We start from the raw sequence: 16,588 nt of genomic DNA, 5'->3' as shown, positions 1-16,588 counted from the left end.
GGTGCTCCGCCGCCGCTACAACGCGATTTGAGGGAGCACCCCCGGCTGGCTCGCAAGGGCCAATCCTGAACCTGGTCCATCAAACGGAAGTCAGGGTTCAGGGGGGGGCATTGAGGTATGACTGGGCTGCAACGCGACTTGCTTCCGTCAAGGCCAGGATGCGCAGGCCCGACACGCGACCGGATAGAAGGAGACGAGACGATGCTGCTCGAAGGCAAGGTATTCGCAATTACTGGTGGCGCTTCAGGCATCGGCAAGGCGGCGGCCCTGGAAGCAGCGCGGCAGGGCGCTGACGTCGCCATAACCGATATCGTGGCCCCCGAGACTGTTCGCAGTCTTCTCGATGAGATCGAGCTAACCGGGCGGCGCGCCTTGTACCTGCAGGGCGATGTGGCCGAGCCGGAAACGGCAGTCCGTTTCATGAGCGCTATCGAGTCACAACTGGGCGGTCTGGACGTTTTTGTTAGCAATGCCGGGATCTGCCCGTTCCACGCCTTTCTCGACCTTCCGCCGGACGTGTTGAAGAAGACGATCGGCGTTAATCTGCTCGGGGCCTATTTCATGGTGCAGGCTGCGGCCAATCAGATGGTCAGACAGGGGCGCGGTGGGGCGATCATTGCGGTGTCGTCCATCTCGGCTCTGGTTGGAGGGGAATTCCAGACACATTACACGCCCACCAAAGCCGGCGTTCACTCGCTGATGCAGTCAACAGCCATTGCTCTGGGGCCACATAACATTCGCTGCAACTCAGTGTTGCCCGGTACCATCAGGACGCCAATCAATCAGGAGGATCTAGCCGTTGAGGGGAAGGCCAGCGCGATGATCGCGCGCATCCCTCTCGGCAGGCTGGGCGAGCCGGAAGACCTGGCAGGGCCAATCGTCTTTCTAGGCTCGTCACTCGCCAGCTATGTCACGGGTGCCGCCCTGCTGGTCGATGGCGGCTGCTTTGTAAATCTTCAATAGGTTACGGCATCGACGTTCCGCCGCCGGGCGTTACAATCGAACGCTGCAAGTCGGGAGCAATTCGCAATTGCCCTGTTGGCGTTTTGGGGGTTGCCGTGGCACATGATGCGCCATGTCCGACGGCACCCCTCTTCATACCAGTTCACTCTACCACCTTCTCTCGATCGCCGGTGCGGCATGGTGGTCCAAGGGGATGGCTGTCATCATCGGCACATTCATCCTCGAGGATGCCACGACCATGATCGCGGCCATGGCGGTGGATGATGGTCGTATCAGCGTCGCGCTGGCGCTTGTCTCCCTCTATATCGGCGTGGCTGTGGGCGATCTCGGGCTCTACGGCCTGGGTGCTGTGGGCGCGAAATGGCCCCCTGCCCGGCGTTGGCTGACCATGCCGCGTCACGACAAGGGGCGCAGCTGGTTTCACCGCAACGTCGTACGCACCGTCGTGATAAGCCGTTTCATCCCCGGGGCCCGTCTGCCGCTCTATACGGCTTGCGGGTTTTTCCGGGCACCATTCGGCGCGTTTGCGGCCAGCGCGGTAGTCGCTACATTGATCTGGACCTCGCTCCTTTTCAGTGTGTCGTTGCATGTGGGTGGCTGGATGTCCGTCCATATGGCGAGCTGGCGCTGGTTTGGCATCGCGGGGTTCATACTGACCATCCTTTTCGTCGGGCGCCTGATTGCCCGGTTCCAGACTTTCAGTGACTGAGTGGCAGATGCTTCAGACGACTTACAGATTGCCCGACTCTTCCGATTGCGATGACACTGGCATGGACGCAGAGACCGCAACCCGACAGGGAGAAACAAAGAAGGAGCCGCATCCACTCTCGTTGTTCGAGTTCTGGCCCGGGTCGATCTTCTATACGCCGATCGTTCTGTACTGGATCGGTCTCGGCCTGCGTTATGGCGATTTCAGCGTACCCAGTGCGGCGAACCCCCTGATCGAAACGGGCGGGCTCTGTGGCGAAAGCAAGAGCGGTATTCTCGATCTGGCCGGTCCGGTCGCTACACGCTGGATCGCGCCCTATGTCACGCAGATGCTGCGCAAGGGACGCCGCAATGACGATGCGCGTGACTTGGTCGCCGCCATGAGGACGAAGGGCATCGATTTCCCAGCCGTGATCAAGCCGGATATCGGGTGCAACGGAACCGGGGTGAAGCTCGTCCAGAGTGAGGACGCGCTGCTCGGGGTGCTCGAGACGTTCCCTTCCAATGTGCGTATCATGGCGCAGGCACTCGCCACCGGGCCTGTCGAGGCCGGACTGTTCTATATCTGTGAGCCGGGCGCTTCCTCAGGGCGCGTCACCTCGATCACCTACAAGGAAGCGCCGATCCTTGAGGGAGACGGAGTTGCAACCATACGCGAGCTCATTGCGCGCGATACGCGAACCAATCTGCTGCCCGACATCTATCTGCCGCGCCTGAAGGATCGTCTCGACACGGTTCCCGCCAAGGGGGAGCCGGTGCAGCTTGTCTTTACCGGCAACCACTGCAAGGGCTCTATCTTCCGCAACGGTTGCGCCGATGCCACCCCCGCGCTCACACGTCGCCTTGACGAGATCATCGGCGATATCCGCGAATTCCATTTCGGTCGTATCGACGTCAAGGCGGCCTCGATCGAGGCTCTGCGACACGGTGAGGATTTCGAGATCATCGAACTCAACGGCGTCGGATCCGAGGCCACACATATATGGGATTCACGCACGACGCTGTGGGAGGCGTATCGCGCGCAATTCTATCACTATCGCATGGCGTTTCGTGTCGGGGCGATGAATAGGGCACAAGGCTGGAAAACCTGCGGGGCCTATACGATGCTGCGCTACTGGCGCAAGCAAAGACGCCTTCTCGCACTCTACCCCCTTAATGACTAAGGGTATTCGACAGTATCGGGTGCAGATCGACGGCAGTCGTCCTGAGCGCCCGCGCTTCTGCTTCGTGGCGTTTTGATGATACCGCCTTGGTTGTCAGGCCGGACAACCTTTGCGGATGTCGTGGATACGCGCACAAGCCCGCGCAGGATGCCCAAGCCCCCCCTGCCCGCCTTGTTGGATCACCCTCATTCAGGGGCGATGCGGCCTACTGGATGCCGGACCCGAAGATATAGTTGCTGACCTGCTGCTCAAGCGAAGTGGGTGCCTGGGTATTGGTGATGGTGCCATCAGAGGGCAAACGCTCGCGGGACGTGCCAGGCTCGATGGCCAGGGCGTTTTCCGAGGTCATCGTCGGGGCCGCGATGGTCAGGATCGTGTCTGAAGGCAGGGACAGATGGCGGTCGATGGAGAAATCGACCTGTGCCATCTGTGTAGCCGGGTCGAGGCTGATTTTTTGGACTGTGCCGACGCGAACACCCGCCAGCACGACGGCAGCGCCCGCGTCCAGTCCATTGGCAGAAACGAAGCGGGCATGAAGCTTCTGTGTGTCTCCTGACGGGCCGTGTCGCTGCGCCACGGCAAAGACAGCAAAGCCCGCTGCGATAGCCAGCACCATTGTGCTGGCCAGAATCGCGCCGCCCCGGTTTTTTGCTGCCATATCTGCGTCACCTGCCTGTTATATCAGCGGAACTCTTCGCCCGAGTTGCGGTGACGGTCAAGCGCGGGCTTGCGATCCGTGCCGCAGTGAGGCAGGAGATGGAAACATTTATTTCATACTGAGCTGACATGACGCTGCTTCAAGCACTGGTTCTGGCCATCGTCCAGGGACTGACCGAACTCTTCCCCGTGAGCAGTCTCGGCCATGCAGTCCTCCTTCCCGCCCTGCTTCACTGGAATCTGGACGAGCGGAGCGAGCTGTTTCTGCCATTTCTGACGATGCTGCATTTTGGCACACTGGTTGCGCTTTTCTGCTTCTTCTGGCGTGACTGGCTGGCCATTTTTACCGGTGCAATCGGCATGCATGGTGCGGCTCGTCGAGAGGAAGCTATCCGTATTCTGGTGCTTCTGGTTGTGGCCACCATTCCGGTGGTCATCTTCGGTGCGGCGTTCGAGCACAAGCTGAAGGTCATTTTCGGTACGCCTGCTGCTGTGGCGATCTTCCTGATCCTGAACGGTGTGATCCTGCTCGTTACCGAGTGGATGCGGTCTTACAAGGGGCGTATGCCCCAGCGTGCCATTGCCGATATGTCGGCCCGCGATGCGGTGGTCATCGGGCTGTGGCAGTGTCTGGCACTCTTCCCCGGCATCTCGCGTTCGGGTTCGACCATCAATGCGGGGCTTGTCTGTGGGCTCAATCATGAGACGGCTGCCCGGTTCTCGCTGCTCATGGCGCAGCCTGCGGTTCTGGCGGCGACAGTGCATGAGGCGTGGCAGCTCCGTCATATGAGTGTCAGCCCAGACATGATCCGCATTTCCATCATTGCGGCTATCGCGGCGGGTGTGACGGCGCTCATCAGCACGGCCGTTCTGCTGCGTTATTTCCGCAATCATGAGCGATGGGCTTTGTCGCCCTTCGCCTTCTATTGCATGGGAGCCGGTGCCGTCTCCCTCGTCGCACTCGTTCTCTTTTGATAACGAAATAATTTCCACTTTGACAGCCGATCCGGCATGATCGGCTTTTCCACTATGGGCGATTAGTATCATTCCTGACCTGGCCGAACCTCCACCCTCCGCATCGAACTCCGCAAGCCGACGCAAGACGCTCGAACAGGTCACGGCTGATTACGAAACCAATGGGCTCAAGCGCTCGCTGACGGCCACGCAGCTTGTGATGCTCGGTGTCGGCTCCACAATCGGCGCCGGCATCTATGTCATGACCGGCACCGCTGCCGCCGAGTATGCGGGGCCGTCCATTCTTGTCTCGTTCATCATTGCGGCGCTGGCCTGTCTCTTTACGGCCTTCTCCTACGGCGAACTGTCCTCCAGCCTGCCTGTGTCGGGATCGGCCTACTCCTACGCCTATGTGTCGATGGGTGAGAAAGCGGCCTGGACGGTCGGGTGGCTGCTGCTGCTTGAATACGGCATCTCCTGTGCCGCTGTTGCGTCCGGCCTGTCGGGTTACGCCACGAGCCTGCTTTCAAGCTTCAACATGCATGTCCCGGCAGCACTCAGTCAGGCGACGTTCCAGACCGTGCCGGGAAGCGGAGGTATGGCCATCACCTCGGGCTGGCGGTTCGACCTTGTCGCAACGCTGGCCATTGCGGTGGTGACGGCCTGTCTCGTGCGCGGCGTACAGGAATCAGCACGCGTCAACACGGTGATCGTATTCATCAAGGTCGGGGTGCTTTTCCTGTTTGTCGTATGCGGTCTTTTTGCGTTGCATCCCTCCTATTGGCACCCGTTCATTCCTGAATATCGCGGCGGGTTCCAGTACGGCATCCCCGGCATGTTTCGTGCGGCTTCGATCATCTTCTTTGCCTATGTCGGGTTTGAGGCTGTCTCGACAGCATCAGCCGAGGCGCGCAACCCACGCCGGGATGTTCCGATCGGGATTATCGGCAGCCTTGTGATCTGCACGATCGTTTACGTGTGTGTGGCGTCCATCCTGATCGGTATTGTGCCCTATCAGCAGCTTAATGTGGCCGACCCGCTCGCAATTGCCGTGCGCGCCATGCATCGGCCCTGGCTCGCCCTGTTCGTCAATCTCGGCGCCACGATCGGGCTTTGCTCGGTATTGCTGGGACTGCTCTACGGGCAGACACGCATCTTCTTCGCCATGAGCCGTGACGGGCTGCTCCCCCCGATCTTTGCGTATGTGCACAAGCGCTACCATACGCCTTGGACCGGGACGATCCTGCTGGGTATTCTGGTAGCTCTTGCCACGGCGACATTGCCGATTGACGTGATCAGCGATCTTGTCAGCATCGGGACGGCAGCCGCCTTCGGTATTGTGTGCTTCACGGTTATCTGGCAGCGCAACAAGCACCCCGATATGCCAAGAAGCTTCAGTGTTCCGCTGGGGGGCGTCACCATCAGGGGATGGTGGATTGGCGTCACCCCGACACTGGGTATCCTGTTCTGCCTCGTGATGATTGCTCCGCTTTTTGCCGACATGGCCCGCGCCCTGATGCACGGCAATCCGGTCCCGGCCCTATTGCTGATCGCTTATGCTGGGCTTGGATTTGCGACCTACTGGTTCTACTCCCGGCACAACTCCCGTTTTGCCACAGAAGGATCCTCTTCCCCCTAAGGCGTGACGCGCCGGGTATCCGTCGAAGGGGCGTTCTTCCGCCGCTTATCACGTTACCCACAGATTTGGTGGATGCGTTCGTGGGCAAGCTTGTGGATAAGTTGGGCACAGAACGTGAATAAGGGGGGCATGAGAGCCCCCCCTTTCCAGCTTGCTTCAGTTAATCGTACAGGCGGGGGCCTTGTGAGCCACCGTGTTTCACCTTGCGATGTTACTTCACAGAGAGCGAGGCAAGCGCCTCACCCACGACACGGGCGCTGAGCGCCATGGAAATCGCGCCGGCGTCAGGATAGCCCTTGCTGCGCTCGCCATGGGTGCGTGCGCGACCCAATCGCGGGAGGAGGTCTTTTGTTGCCTCGGCTGCGGTGGTTGATGCCTTGGCGGCTTCGTTCCAAGCTTTCGAGACATTTTCTCCCTGGCGCAGACCCTGCTCGAAGCGTTCCACGAGGGGGACCAGTGCATCCATAAGGGTCTTGTCACCCGGCTTCGCCTTGCCAAGGGCTGTAATCTTTTCCATTGCGCGCCGCAGGCCGGTTGAAAGGCTCTGGGCATCGGGCACGGCAGAGTCATCGAAGGCTGTGCTGAAGGCGAACAACCCTGCCCCCCACAAGGCGCCCGATGTGCCGCCTGCACGATCCGCCCAGGCATCTGCTGCCGCTGCGAGCACTGTCGCAGGGCCCGCCGCGGCCTCAACAGCGGCCAGTGCGGCCTTGGCCGAAGCAGCCGCCCCACGGGCCATTCCTTGTCCGTGGTCGCCATCGCCCGCATGGGCGTCGATCTGCCCAAGCTCGGCCTCGGCCTCTGTCAGGGCGTGTGAGAGCTTGACCATGATGGAGGCCACACAGCGACCGCCATCGCGTCCGGCATTGGTAAGGGATTTCATGTAAACGGCCGGGGCATCTGTCAGCACCGACAGGGCATGGTCCTGCACGCGGGTCACCGCGTTGCGGCGAAATGCCGCGCTATCCACCGGGGCACACCAGAAACGCTCGAGCTCTTCATCGAGCCATGTAATGGTCAGTGAGCATCCGGCCATATCGAGGCTGGTGATGTATTCCCCGGCGATGGGCGCGACCAGGGTATATCCGGCATTTTCGAGATAGGGGATGATCGCTTCCCAGAGCACGAAAAGCTCTTCATATTTCGTCCCGCCCAAGCCATTCAGGAGCGCCGTGATGCGCGATCCCGCCTTGGGGGGCGCTTCCTTCAGAAGACGCTCGCACAGGATGGCAGCCAGTGCTTCGGGGCGCATGAGATCCTGCTCATCAATGCCCTGCTCTCCGTGAACGCCAAGGCCGAGCGCAACCCGACCATTTGGAACGTGGAACAGCTTCTCGGTTTCACCGGGCAGGGTGCACCCGTCGAAGGCAACACCGAAAGAACGTGTGCGCTGATTGGCGCGCTGGCCCACCGCCTCGACCTCGTCGAGGGTGAGACCCGCTTCGGCCGCAGCCCCCGTGATCTTGAAAACAGGCACATCGCCTGCCGTGCCACGACGTCTGCTGGCCTCCTCGGCGGGGGCGCTCGCAATGTCGTCTGTCGTGGCGATCATCCGGGTATCGATCCCCTCGGCGCGAAGGCGCTCAGCGGCGATGCTGAAATTCAGCACATCGCCGGCGTAATTGCCGTAACCGAGGATAACGCCGCCACCCAGATTGGCCTGCCGGGCGATGCGCAAAATGGCCTGGGTAGAGGGCGAAGCAAAGACGTCGCCCGCTACAGCAGCATCGGCAAAGCCGGTGCCGACATAGCCGTTGAATGCCGGGAAATGCCCGGACCCGCCGCCGACCACCAGAGCCACCTTGCCCTTGGCGCCGGGCTGACTGCGCAGCACGCCGCCACGGAGCGGCTGGACGATGTCGCGATAGAGGCTGGCAAAGCCACGCAGGGCCGATGTCGCGAAATTTTCGGCGTCACCACAGATCTTGGTCATGAAAATATCCTCGATAGGGTCCGCAATGAAGGCACTGGGGGCCCCTGCAGGGGCCCCCATGTCAGGCCTCGCGGTTGAAATAGCGTCTTGCGATTGAGTCGAAGGAAATGGCGGCAACGACGATCCCGCCGCTGACGATCGATTGCCAGTAGGGCGAGATGCCGAACAGCACGATAACGTTCTCGATAATACCGATGATGACCGCACCCAGCACGGCGCCGAATGGGCTGCCAAGGCCGCCTGTCGTGGCGACACCGCCGATGACGGCCGCTGCGATGGGGGCAAGCACCCATGTATCGCCGATGGAAGGCTGGGCTGTTCCGAGGCGGGCGACCATCACGATACCTGCCAGTGCGGAAAGGAAGCCTGCCGTTGCGAAAGCGCAGACGCGAATGGCGTCCACCCTGATGCCAAGCATCCGTGCAGCGGCATTATTGCTGCCAATGGCATAGACATAGCGCCCCAGCGGGGTGCGGATCATGACAAAGGAAACGATCGCAAGGCAGACAAGCAGGATCACGAAGGGCACGGGCAGACCGAACATCATGCCACGGCCAAGGAAAGCAATATCACTCGGGATCCCGGTAATGGCGACGCCCTTGGTGAGCACCAGATTGGCGCCCCCATAGACACCGGCCATGCCGATGGTCAGCACCAGCGAGTGCAGGCGCAGCCTTGTGATGAGCAGGCCATTGAGCAGCCCGCACCCCGTGCCGAGCGCGAGGCAGAGAATTAGGGAAAGCCACGGGTTGAGGCCTGCCTGAACCATGAGCAGGCCACCCGCCACCCCGGCGAGGCCGCCTATGGCACCGACGGAAAGATCGAGCTCACCGAGGATCATCAATATGGCCTGACCGATCGTGACGAGCCCCACGAAAGCCAGCGAGCGCGCGATGATCTTCATGTTGAACGCGGTCAGGAAGTGCGATGACAGCGAGCAGGACAGGACAAAGATGACTATCAGCGCCACGATCACACCGCAGAGCGGGTTGGCCGCCAGAGCCTTGATGCGGGCGCCCGCGCCGGGGGCCGCCACGACCGCCGTGCTGTCGGCCTGAGGAAGCGTTGAGGGTTCATGCGACATGTCTGGTCTCCGGTGAGCCGATGATCGAGGCGACCAGCGTGCTGACATCCGTCTTGTCGTGCTCGAAGGAACCGTTGATACGGCCGGAATAGAGGGTGATGATGCGCGTGGCGCAACGCTGCAATTCGTTCATTTCGGACGAGACGAGAATGATCCCGACGCCCTCTTCCGCAAGGCGTTGCATGATACGGTAGATCTGGAACTTGGTGCCGATATCGATGCCCTTCGTCGGCTCATCGAATATGAGCAGGCGAGGCTTGCGTGCCATGGCACGGCCGATGATCGCTTTCTGCTGGTTACCGCCTGAAAGAAACATGATCTTCTTCGCCGCCGACGAGGTGCGGACATCGAAACGCTGGATGATCTCACGGACGATCTCTTTCTCCCGCCTGGGGGAGATCAGCCCGCCTGTGGAGATGTCATCGGTGACGGCGAGCGCGATATTTTCGCGCACACTGAGCATCGGGAAGATACCGTGATGCTTACGCTCTTCGGAGAGGTAGATCATCCCTGCCTTGACGGCTTTATCGGACCTGTTGGGGGCGATGACCTTTCCATCCAGCGTCACCTGCCCGCTCCGGACTTTGCGGAAACCGAACATGGCTTGCATGATCTCGGAACGGCCCGCGCCAACCAGACCCGCGAAGCCGAGGATTTCGCCCCTTTTCAATTCAAAGGAGATATCTTCGAACCCGGGCCCGCACAGATTATCCACCTTGAGGATCGTCTCGCCCGTGCGAGAGGCCGGATTGGACTGGAACTGTTCGTCCAGTTTGACCGTACTGCCCGACATCAGGCGGATCAGTTCGTTTTCGGTCATGCCCTCCATCGGGAAGCTGCCAACACTGCGACCATTGCGCAGCACGGTGACCGTATCGCCCAGCGAGAAGATTTCCTCCATCTTGTGCGAGACGAACACGATGGCCACGCCCCGGTCGCGCAGATCACAGACGATACGGAAAAGCTGTTCTGTCTCACGGGCTGTCAGCGATGAGGTCGGCTCATCGAGGATCATGACCCCGAAATCTTCCTGTGTGGCCGCGCGGGCAATCTGCAAGAGCTGCTGATCGGGCACGCTGATTTCGGCGACCTTCTGATCGGGGCGCGCATGAATGCCAAAACGCGCGATATACTGGGCGGCCTTGGCCTCCATGGCCTTTTCGGAAACGGTGACTGTGCCGAAGCCCGAGCGGGCGAACGGCATGAACATGTTTTCCGCAACGGTCAGGTAGGGGAAGAGATTGAGTTCCTGGGGAACATAGGCCACCCGCCGGAAAAGCCTGTGGTCGCGAAGGGTATCGGCATCGTCAATCACCAATGTCCCTTCATCGGGTCTGACCAGGCCGGAAAGAGTCTTGATGAGGGTGGATTTGCCCGCCCCGTTTTCCCCGGCAAAGATATGCACCTTGCCGGGTTCCAGGGTCAGGTCGATATGGTCAAGCGCTACGACACCCGGATAGGTCTTTCGTATGCCTGTTGCCTTGAGAAGGACCATGGCCCTGCTCCCATCGCTTACTTGGAGAGAGTCGCTTTGGTGATGATGTCGATGCCCGTATCGATGTTCTTGGGCGTCTGCTGGCCCATCGCCTTCTGCCAGGCAGCGATTACGGCCCAGTAGCCCTGCATTTCAGGGCGGCTCGATGCGGAGGAATCCACCACGCCATCCTTGATGAGCTGGAGCATGTCACTCAGGTTATCGAGCCCGACTTCCTTGACCTTGCCCACCTTGTCGCTCTCGCGAATGGCCTGGCCGATACCCACGGGGCCGGCCGCATCACAGGCGACCCAGCCGCCAAGATTGGGGTGGGCCTGCATGATGGCCGAAGCCTGCTTTTGAGCCGTCTCGATGCTGTCATTGTCGATGCCTGTGGCAACAACCTTGATATCGGGATATTTGGCAAACACCTTGAGTTCACAACGGGCGCGCAATGCATGATTGGGGGCGGTTGGTACACCCATCATGATGGCGACCTCGCCCTTGTGATCGATCAGCTTGGCAAGCCGCTCGGCTGCCAGAGTGCCCTGCTCGCAGAAATCCGCCCCGACTGCCGTGATATCCATGCCTTCGGGAGGGAGGGAGTCGAACACCGTCATCGGGATCTTTTCGTCAACCGCTTCCTGCATGGTCGAGCGATTGCCCTTCTCATCGAGAAGATCGAGGATCAGACCATCGGGATGTGTCGCAATGGCCCTTTCGATGATGTCGTTCTGGGTCGAGACATCGGCCGTTTGCGGTGCACGATATTCCACCGTGATGGTGCGCCCGGTTGCCTTGCTGAGCAGTTGGGCAGCCGATTGGGCACCATTATTGGCCTTGTCGAACCAGGGATGCACGGCTTTCGGTATCATGACGAAACGCATCGGCCCGTTCTCCGGGGCCGCATGAGCGGCCAACGGAGCGAGAAGGAGGGATGCGGTAGCGAGCAGGACTTTTTTCATGAAATCAGACCTTATGTGGTCGTGTTAATCCATTACTTGCAGGCGTTTGGCGAATACTTCTTATCAAGAGCGTCGATGCCATCGACATTCTTCTTGGAAGCGCTTGCCGGGTCGAATTCTTTCGCCAGGAAGGAATCGACAATCGTCTTGGCCAGTTCGGCCCCGACGACGCGTGAGCCCAATGTGATGATGTGGGCATTATTCGACAGGGCGGCGCGCTCGGCCGAATACGCATCATGAGCCTGAGCTGCGCGGATACCAGGGATCTTGTTGGCCGAAATCGCAACCCCGATACCGGTGCCGCAGCACAGGATGCCGCGCTCATATTCGCCTGAGAGAATGGCGTGACCCACGCGCTCGCTCAGTTCGGAATAGAGTTCGCTCTTCGCATCGACGGGGCGCGAGAGATCGACCGCATCGACACCTTTGGCCTTGAGATGGGCCACGATCTGCTGGGCCAGACCTTCACCGGCGCTGTCGCCACCAACTGCAATTTTCATGATCGTTTTCCTTGATCGTGTTTCAGGGGGATGGAGAATGCGAGGTGGGCGCTGCGTCATCCAGATGGGCGACATGCAGGTTGATGCCAGCATCAAGCATTCGGCTCTTCTGGCTTTCGGACACACCTGAATCGGTGATCACGACATCAAAGTCAGAAAGGCTGGCCAGACGGTTCAATGCGGTAACATCGAATTTCTGGCTGTCGATCATCAGGATGCGACGATCGACAATTTCCATGAGGGCCATCTTGCACTTGACGATCTCCTGCTCCTGATGGAACGCGCCGAGATCGCGCACGGCAGAGACGGACATGAAGAGTGTATTGGCCCTGAGTGATTTGGTCCCCTGCTCGCACAGGATGCCGAGAAAGGCATCGAAGCGGGGGTGATATTTGCCGCCCAGCGATATCAGGCTGATATCGCGTGCACCTGCAATCTGCGTTGCAATTCCCATGCTGTTTGTCAGCACAGTGAGCGGCATGCCTGAGGGCAGGTTTTCAGACAGGATGCGCGAAGTGGTGGAATCATCGAGTGCGATGATATCGCCAGCCTTGATAAATCCTGCTGCGAGGCGGGCAATGGCCTGTTTCTCGCGCGAGGCACGGCGCATGCGATGGACGACGCTCGTTTCCATTACGCCGCTGGCCAGCATGGTCACACCGCCATGCACCTTGCGCACCAGCCCCTGCTCGGACAGGGCATGGAGGTCGCGATGGATGGTCATGCGGCTGGTCGAGAAACGATCCACCAGTTCCTCGATCTGCGCGCCACCGTTTTCGAGCACGTAGTCCAGAATCTCGCGTCGTCTGGCCGAGACGGCCTTGCTCTCGACCCCGGTCGCGCCGCTCATGACGCAACAGACCTGATGATGGCCTCAAGCCCCGAGGGATCCCAGGCCGAACGACCGATGAAGACACCATCCACATCGCTCAGTGCCGTGTAACGGGCGGCGTTGTCGAGCGAGACACTCCCGCCATAGAGAAGGGGCACACGTCGCGCCTGCTTTTCTCCGACGAGTTCGATCAACACATGGCGCAGGCGCTTATGGGCAATATCGACAAATTCCGGCTCGGCCGCCCTGCCCTTCGCGCCGATTGCCCAGACTGGCTCATAGGCAAGAAGCACCGTAGTGATTTCATTCGATGTGAGACCGTGTAGCGCCATCTTGGCCTGACGTGCCAAAGTCTCGTGCGTCACGTTGAAATCATATTCCTCGGCGCTGTCGCCGATGCAGATGAGCGGCCGCAGGCCGTGACGGATGGCAGCGCGCACCTTCAGGTTGACCGTGATGTCGGTCTCGCCGAAATGCTCCCGTCGTTCGGAATGGCCAAGCTCAATCAGGTCTGCCCCACACTCGCGTACCATGCGAGGGGAGATTTCACCCGTCCAGGCGCCCTCTTCCTCCCAGTGCATGTTCTGCGCACCGACATGCCAGGCCGTGTTTTCAAGACGGGCAGCGACGGTTTCGAGTGAGGTGAACGGGGGAATGACGAAAGGGGTAATCGTGTCAGGCACCACCATGTCGGCAATCCGGGCGGCCGCGTCGCGGGCAGCCCCTGGCCCCTTGTTCATCTTCCAGCTTGTTCCGACCCAGAGCGACTTTTGGGGCATTGCTTCCTCTTTCTGCACAGCGCGACGGCCGGTTCGTAACGTCTTGATGTTACTCTATGGGAGGCTCTAACATATTTATAGAGAAAATATCACTATGATCGTTCACATTGATATGAACGGGTTGGCCGAAAAGGCAGATTTAGAGAGTATATTGTATTGTTTCAGCGGTTTGACGATTTATGCCTGATGTTATGTTGAAAGCCGTGATTCTGTGATCTCACAATCGTCACGGACACAAAGACGCGGTGTCATCCCCTGTTCCGCGAGACCCTGATGGTAGAATTCCACGGCCTGAGCAGGCGTTAGAACACCATCGGTCACGCTTCTCATCATGCCAAGCATCAATACCGGGTCTTCGGCATGCAGGATCTTGCGACCGAAAAGTGCGGCCCTTGCCCCTGCCTGCTGCGCCTGTCCGAGCAACTCCAGGCAGTCGCGTGTGGTGCCGCTTCCGCCCCCCATGATGCCAATCACAATACGTGGGTCGAAGCGGCATAGGGACGACAGGCTCTCCGTCGTGTTGAACGGAATTTTCAGCAGATGCGGCATTTCATCGCGACGCATTCCTGCCAGACAGCGTGTGATCATATCGTTGAGGAAATCGCCGAAATCGCCGGGATCGATATCCGTCTGGTTGGGATTAAAGACCTCCAGAAAATACTCGAAACCCGTTTCGCGTGCTTCCCTACGAAAAGCCCGGAACTGGTCCAGAACCATGACATCGTGGCTGGCCTCGCCATTGAAGGTCAGCGAATACAGGCCGAAATGGCAGAGCGCCTGATCGAGCGTGGCGGTTCTGAAGGGCAGCGATTTCTGACTTTCATAGGTGCCGGCGCGGATGCGCCAAAGATCCGAACTATCATTGGCACGCACGGCAAGCTGTATGTCGCGCAGCGTTGTGACGTGCGACGCCAGAAGATCCTCATGGGTTGAAACCGACACCAGAACCATGTCCACCAGGTCATGCGACACGACATTCTGGATGTCCGCCAGAAACTCGGCCTTGGTCATCATCCCCTGACCGGGGCGGCAGAAGGCCGACATGCCGCCGGCCATATCCGCGTCTCGTGCATCCACCAAAATAAAGTCGTCGCGTGTGTCACATTGGGCGCTCATACGGGCAAGCTTTTGGCGGAACCGGTTCATGAATGTCCTCTCAAGCCGCGCATTCTCCCTCAAGCAGCCTGTGCGACGGCGTTGTTATCGGTCACCCCATGCTGTTCGCGCGCAATATGCCAGCATGTTTCAGCCTGGGTGCTGCGTTCAGCCTCCGACCAGCCGAGTGAGGTGGCGATGAGTGCGCATATCTCGTCGATGACAGCTCGATTGAGCGCACCGCGCAGGGCAATTGGCGTGCGTCGGTAAATAATATCGTTGACGCCGCGCACGAGTTCTTCGTTTGCCACATAGAGAATTTCGTTGCGTGTGTATTCGGGAAGGCTCGCGAGCGGCGCATCGGGCCTTCGCGCACAATATTCCGCCACCCGTTCGGCTATGGTGCCATAGCGCTCGAACAGCAGCGCTGCACGGGCCTCGGTTAGGCCATGTCTGCTGGCGAGCTGGCGCAGATAGGCAGATTTTTTGCGCGGGGACGGATAATTCGTTCCCCCTCCGATTGGACGTTGACGCGAAGAGCACACTCTCTTTTTGTGCAGCATGCAGAGCGTCTTGTCGGCCACTTCTTCCGCCAACCCTCGAAAAGTCGTCCATTTCCCGCCAACGAGCGACAGAACAGGGGTAATGCCTGCGTAATCCGTGTGAATGATGTGATCGCGGCTGATTGCACCAGGATCATCAGCATCGCTGGCCGGGAGCGGTCTGACCCCGCAATAGCGATAGATCACATCGCTCTCACCGATGGCGAAACCGGGGAATAGTTCGGACAGCATGCGCAGCATGTAGGCTTGCTCGTCCTGCGAGCACTGCGCCGTATCGGGATCTTTCACAGGGATGTCAGTCGATCCGACCAGAACGTGCCCGAGGAAGGGATAAGCCAGGCAGATACGCCCGTCGGCCGTGCCGAAATAGACCATTTGCCCGTTGAGCTCGCGCAGCAGGCCCTCGTGACGGATGACAAGGTGGGACCCCTTGGTGCCACCGATATAGCGTGTCGTCAGCCCCAGCGCGGCATTGACGCTGTCGATCCACGCGCCGCCAGCATTTACGATGAGGTCGGTTCGTACCTGCTCCTTGCTGCCGGTCAGGCGGTCACGCAAGGTCAGGGTGCCCTCACTGAATGCCTCAACCTCGCTATAGGTCTTGATGGCGCAGCCGAGATTCAGTTTGAGCGCGTCTTCCACACATTCAAACCCGAGCCGCTCGGGCTGGGAGATAGCCGCATCGTAATAGCGCCCGGTCGCGATGATCTTGCGGGTCATGTGTGGCCAGTTCTGCCGGACTTTCCTGCCAAGCGTGAGCGAATGGCGGGGCATCACCCTGGCTCGTCGCCCAAGGAAATCGTAGATCTGCATACCGATCTCGGTAATCAGGACCCCACGATCCGCAAGTTTGCTCTTGAGGTGGAAAAACCTTTTGACGGAAGGGACAATGCCGCCGAACCATGAGTGGATCGGGATCACCGTTGGTAACGCCGTTACTAGATGCGGGGCATTGCGAAGCAGCAGGTTTCTCTCGAGCGTGGACTGTGCCACGAGACGGAATTCCCCTGTCTCGAGATATTTGATTCCACCATGAATGAGGCGCGAAGGAGACGCAGAGGCTCCCGCACAGATATCCTCGCGTTCGATGAGCAGGACATTCACGCCCTGAAGGGCCAGTTCACGAAAGAGGCCGACCCCGTTGATGCCAGCACCGATGATCGTCACATCGAAATGGGCTGAGTCGAGATGTTCGGCAGAATGGGTCATGGGGTGTCCGGGTCCAGTATTGTCTTGAGCATTTTCATGGTTGAGTGAAGGCGGGCGTTTGTGATCGGGC

The 16,588-nt window shown here is 59.7% G+C and carries 15 protein-coding genes; 5 read left to right on the top strand and 10 right to left on the bottom strand.

Translation table 11 applies throughout. The features are described from left to right. Positions 1 to 201: 201 nt before the first annotated feature. The 3 genes from P792_RS21320 to P792_RS21310 all read left to right on the top strand — a co-directional run bounded on the left by P792_RS21320 (position 202) and on the right by P792_RS21310 (position 2,834). On the top strand, positions 202 to 963 hold the full coding sequence (locus tag P792_RS21320) for an SDR family NAD(P)-dependent oxidoreductase (RefSeq protein WP_023977277.1): 762 nt from the start codon (positions 202 to 204) through the stop codon (positions 961 to 963). A 112-nt stretch (positions 964 to 1,075) separates the two neighbouring features. Beyond that, positions 1,076 to 1,672: a DedA family protein gene (locus P792_RS21315; protein WP_023977276.1), complete on the top strand. Its 597-nt coding sequence runs from the start codon at positions 1,076 to 1,078 to the stop codon at positions 1,670 to 1,672. 61 nt (positions 1,673 to 1,733) lie between these two features. Continuing rightward, positions 1,734 to 2,834 carry a hypothetical protein gene (locus P792_RS21310; RefSeq protein ID WP_023977275.1) on the top strand — a complete coding sequence of 367 codons (1,101 nt, stop codon included), beginning with the start codon at positions 1,734 to 1,736 and terminating at the stop codon, positions 2,832 to 2,834. A 205-nt stretch (positions 2,835 to 3,039) separates the two neighbouring features. On the opposite strand, the gene P792_RS21305 is transcribed toward P792_RS21310, so the two are convergent. Beyond that, a complete protein-coding gene (locus P792_RS21305; protein WP_023977274.1) occupies positions 3,040 to 3,492 on the bottom strand; it encodes an MlaD family protein in 453 nt (150 codons plus the stop codon). A 128-nt stretch (positions 3,493 to 3,620) separates the two neighbouring features. Here P792_RS21305 and P792_RS21300 point away from each other — a divergent pair, with 128 nt between their 5' ends. Together P792_RS21300 and P792_RS21295 are read left to right on the top strand one after the other, a co-directional pair. After that, on the top strand, positions 3,621 to 4,466 hold the full coding sequence (locus tag P792_RS21300; RefSeq protein WP_023977273.1) for an undecaprenyl-diphosphate phosphatase: 846 nt from the start codon (positions 3,621 to 3,623) through the stop codon (positions 4,464 to 4,466). A gap of 199 nt (positions 4,467 to 4,665) precedes the next feature. After that, positions 4,666 to 6,084 carry an amino acid permease gene (locus tag P792_RS21295; RefSeq protein WP_152530102.1) on the top strand — a complete coding sequence of 473 codons (1,419 nt, stop codon included), beginning with the start codon at positions 4,666 to 4,668 and terminating at the stop codon, positions 6,082 to 6,084. A gap of 211 nt (positions 6,085 to 6,295) precedes the next feature. On the opposite strand, the gene P792_RS21290 is transcribed toward P792_RS21295, so the two are convergent. From P792_RS21290 to P792_RS21255, 9 genes are all read right to left on the bottom strand, one after another. After that, complete coding sequence (locus P792_RS21290; protein WP_023977271.1) at positions 6,296 to 8,017, bottom strand: dihydroxyacetone kinase family protein; 1,722 nt, start codon at positions 8,015 to 8,017, stop codon at positions 6,296 to 6,298. 61 nt (positions 8,018 to 8,078) lie between these two features. Continuing rightward, entirely contained in the window at positions 8,079 to 9,101 is a 1,023-nt protein-coding gene (locus tag P792_RS21285) for an ABC transporter permease (protein WP_023977270.1), read from the bottom strand. Continuing rightward, a complete protein-coding gene (locus P792_RS21280) occupies positions 9,091 to 10,596 on the bottom strand; it encodes a sugar ABC transporter ATP-binding protein (protein ID WP_023977269.1) in 1,506 nt (501 codons plus the stop codon). Before P792_RS21280 ends, P792_RS21285 begins: the two co-directional genes overlap by 11 nt. Positions 10,597 to 10,613: 17 nt before the next feature. After that, positions 10,614 to 11,540 (bottom strand): substrate-binding domain-containing protein, encoded by a 927-nt coding sequence (locus tag P792_RS21275; protein WP_031239860.1) that lies wholly within the window; start codon positions 11,538 to 11,540, stop codon positions 10,614 to 10,616. 32 nt (positions 11,541 to 11,572) lie between these two features. Continuing rightward, positions 11,573 to 12,040 carry an RpiB/LacA/LacB family sugar-phosphate isomerase gene (locus P792_RS21270; RefSeq protein ID WP_023977267.1) on the bottom strand — a complete coding sequence of 156 codons (468 nt, stop codon included), beginning with the start codon at positions 12,038 to 12,040 and terminating at the stop codon, positions 11,573 to 11,575. Between the two features lie 22 nt (positions 12,041 to 12,062). Further along, positions 12,063 to 12,890, bottom strand: a complete 828-nt coding sequence (locus P792_RS21265) for a DeoR/GlpR family DNA-binding transcription regulator (protein WP_031239859.1) — start codon at positions 12,888 to 12,890, stop codon at positions 12,063 to 12,065. Beyond that, on the bottom strand, positions 12,887 to 13,651 hold the full coding sequence (locus P792_RS0117585; RefSeq protein WP_031239858.1) for a triose-phosphate isomerase: 765 nt from the start codon (positions 13,649 to 13,651) through the stop codon (positions 12,887 to 12,889). Before P792_RS0117585 ends, P792_RS21265 begins: the two co-directional genes overlap by 4 nt. A 189-nt stretch (positions 13,652 to 13,840) precedes the next feature. Next, positions 13,841 to 14,797 (bottom strand): hypothetical protein, encoded by a 957-nt coding sequence (locus P792_RS21260; RefSeq protein WP_023977265.1) that lies wholly within the window; start codon positions 14,795 to 14,797, stop codon positions 13,841 to 13,843. Between the two features lie 29 nt (positions 14,798 to 14,826). Beyond that, positions 14,827 to 16,518: a glycerol-3-phosphate dehydrogenase/oxidase gene (locus tag P792_RS21255; RefSeq protein WP_023977264.1), complete on the bottom strand. Its 1,692-nt coding sequence runs from the start codon at positions 16,516 to 16,518 to the stop codon at positions 14,827 to 14,829. Positions 16,519 to 16,588: the final 70 nt, after the last annotated feature.

Origin of the sequence: Asaia sp. SF2.1, from assembly GCF_000505765.1 — a bacterium.
GTDB lineage: Bacteria > Pseudomonadota > Alphaproteobacteria > Acetobacterales > Acetobacteraceae > Asaia > Asaia bogorensis.
The sequence above is the reverse complement of the archived record's forward strand: the minus strand, read 5'-3'. Positions and strand labels throughout refer to the sequence as shown.

Bases quoted from the DNA above. Each gene is read 5' to 3' on its own strand.
- P792_RS21305 (WP_023977274.1), bottom strand. From the start codon at position 3,492: ATGGCAGCAAAAAACCGGGGCGGCGCGATTCTGGCCAGCACAATGGTG.
- P792_RS21260 (WP_023977265.1), bottom strand. From the start codon at position 14,797: ATGAACCGGTTCCGCCAAAAGCTTGCCCGTATGAGCGCCCAATGTGAC.
- P792_RS21285 (WP_023977270.1), bottom strand. From the start codon at position 9,101: ATGTCGCATGAACCCTCAACGCTTCCTCAGGCCGACAGCACGGCGGTC.
- P792_RS21310 (WP_023977275.1), top strand. From the start codon at position 1,734: ATGGACGCAGAGACCGCAACCCGACAGGGAGAAACAAAGAAGGAGCCG.
- P792_RS21295 (WP_152530102.1), top strand. From the start codon at position 4,666: ATGCTCGGTGTCGGCTCCACAATCGGCGCCGGCATCTATGTCATGACC.
- P792_RS21265 (WP_031239859.1), bottom strand. From the start codon at position 12,890: ATGAGCGGCGCGACCGGGGTCGAGAGCAAGGCCGTCTCGGCCAGACGA.
- P792_RS21315 (WP_023977276.1), top strand. From the start codon at position 1,076: ATGTCCGACGGCACCCCTCTTCATACCAGTTCACTCTACCACCTTCTC.
- P792_RS0117585 (WP_031239858.1), bottom strand. From the start codon at position 13,651: ATGCCCCAAAAGTCGCTCTGGGTCGGAACAAGCTGGAAGATGAACAAG.
- P792_RS21270 (WP_023977267.1), bottom strand. From the start codon at position 12,040: ATGAAAATTGCAGTTGGTGGCGACAGCGCCGGTGAAGGTCTGGCCCAG.
- P792_RS21300 (WP_023977273.1), top strand. From the start codon at position 3,621: ATGACGCTGCTTCAAGCACTGGTTCTGGCCATCGTCCAGGGACTGACC.
- P792_RS21280 (WP_023977269.1), bottom strand. From the start codon at position 10,596: ATGGTCCTTCTCAAGGCAACAGGCATACGAAAGACCTATCCGGGTGTC.
- P792_RS21320 (WP_023977277.1), top strand. From the start codon at position 202: ATGCTGCTCGAAGGCAAGGTATTCGCAATTACTGGTGGCGCTTCAGGC.
- P792_RS21290 (WP_023977271.1), bottom strand. From the start codon at position 8,017: ATGACCAAGATCTGTGGTGACGCCGAAAATTTCGCGACATCGGCCCTG.
- P792_RS21275 (WP_031239860.1), bottom strand. From the start codon at position 11,540: ATGAAAAAAGTCCTGCTCGCTACCGCATCCCTCCTTCTCGCTCCGTTG.
- P792_RS21255 (WP_023977264.1), bottom strand. From the start codon at position 16,518: ATGACCCATTCTGCCGAACATCTCGACTCAGCCCATTTCGATGTGACG.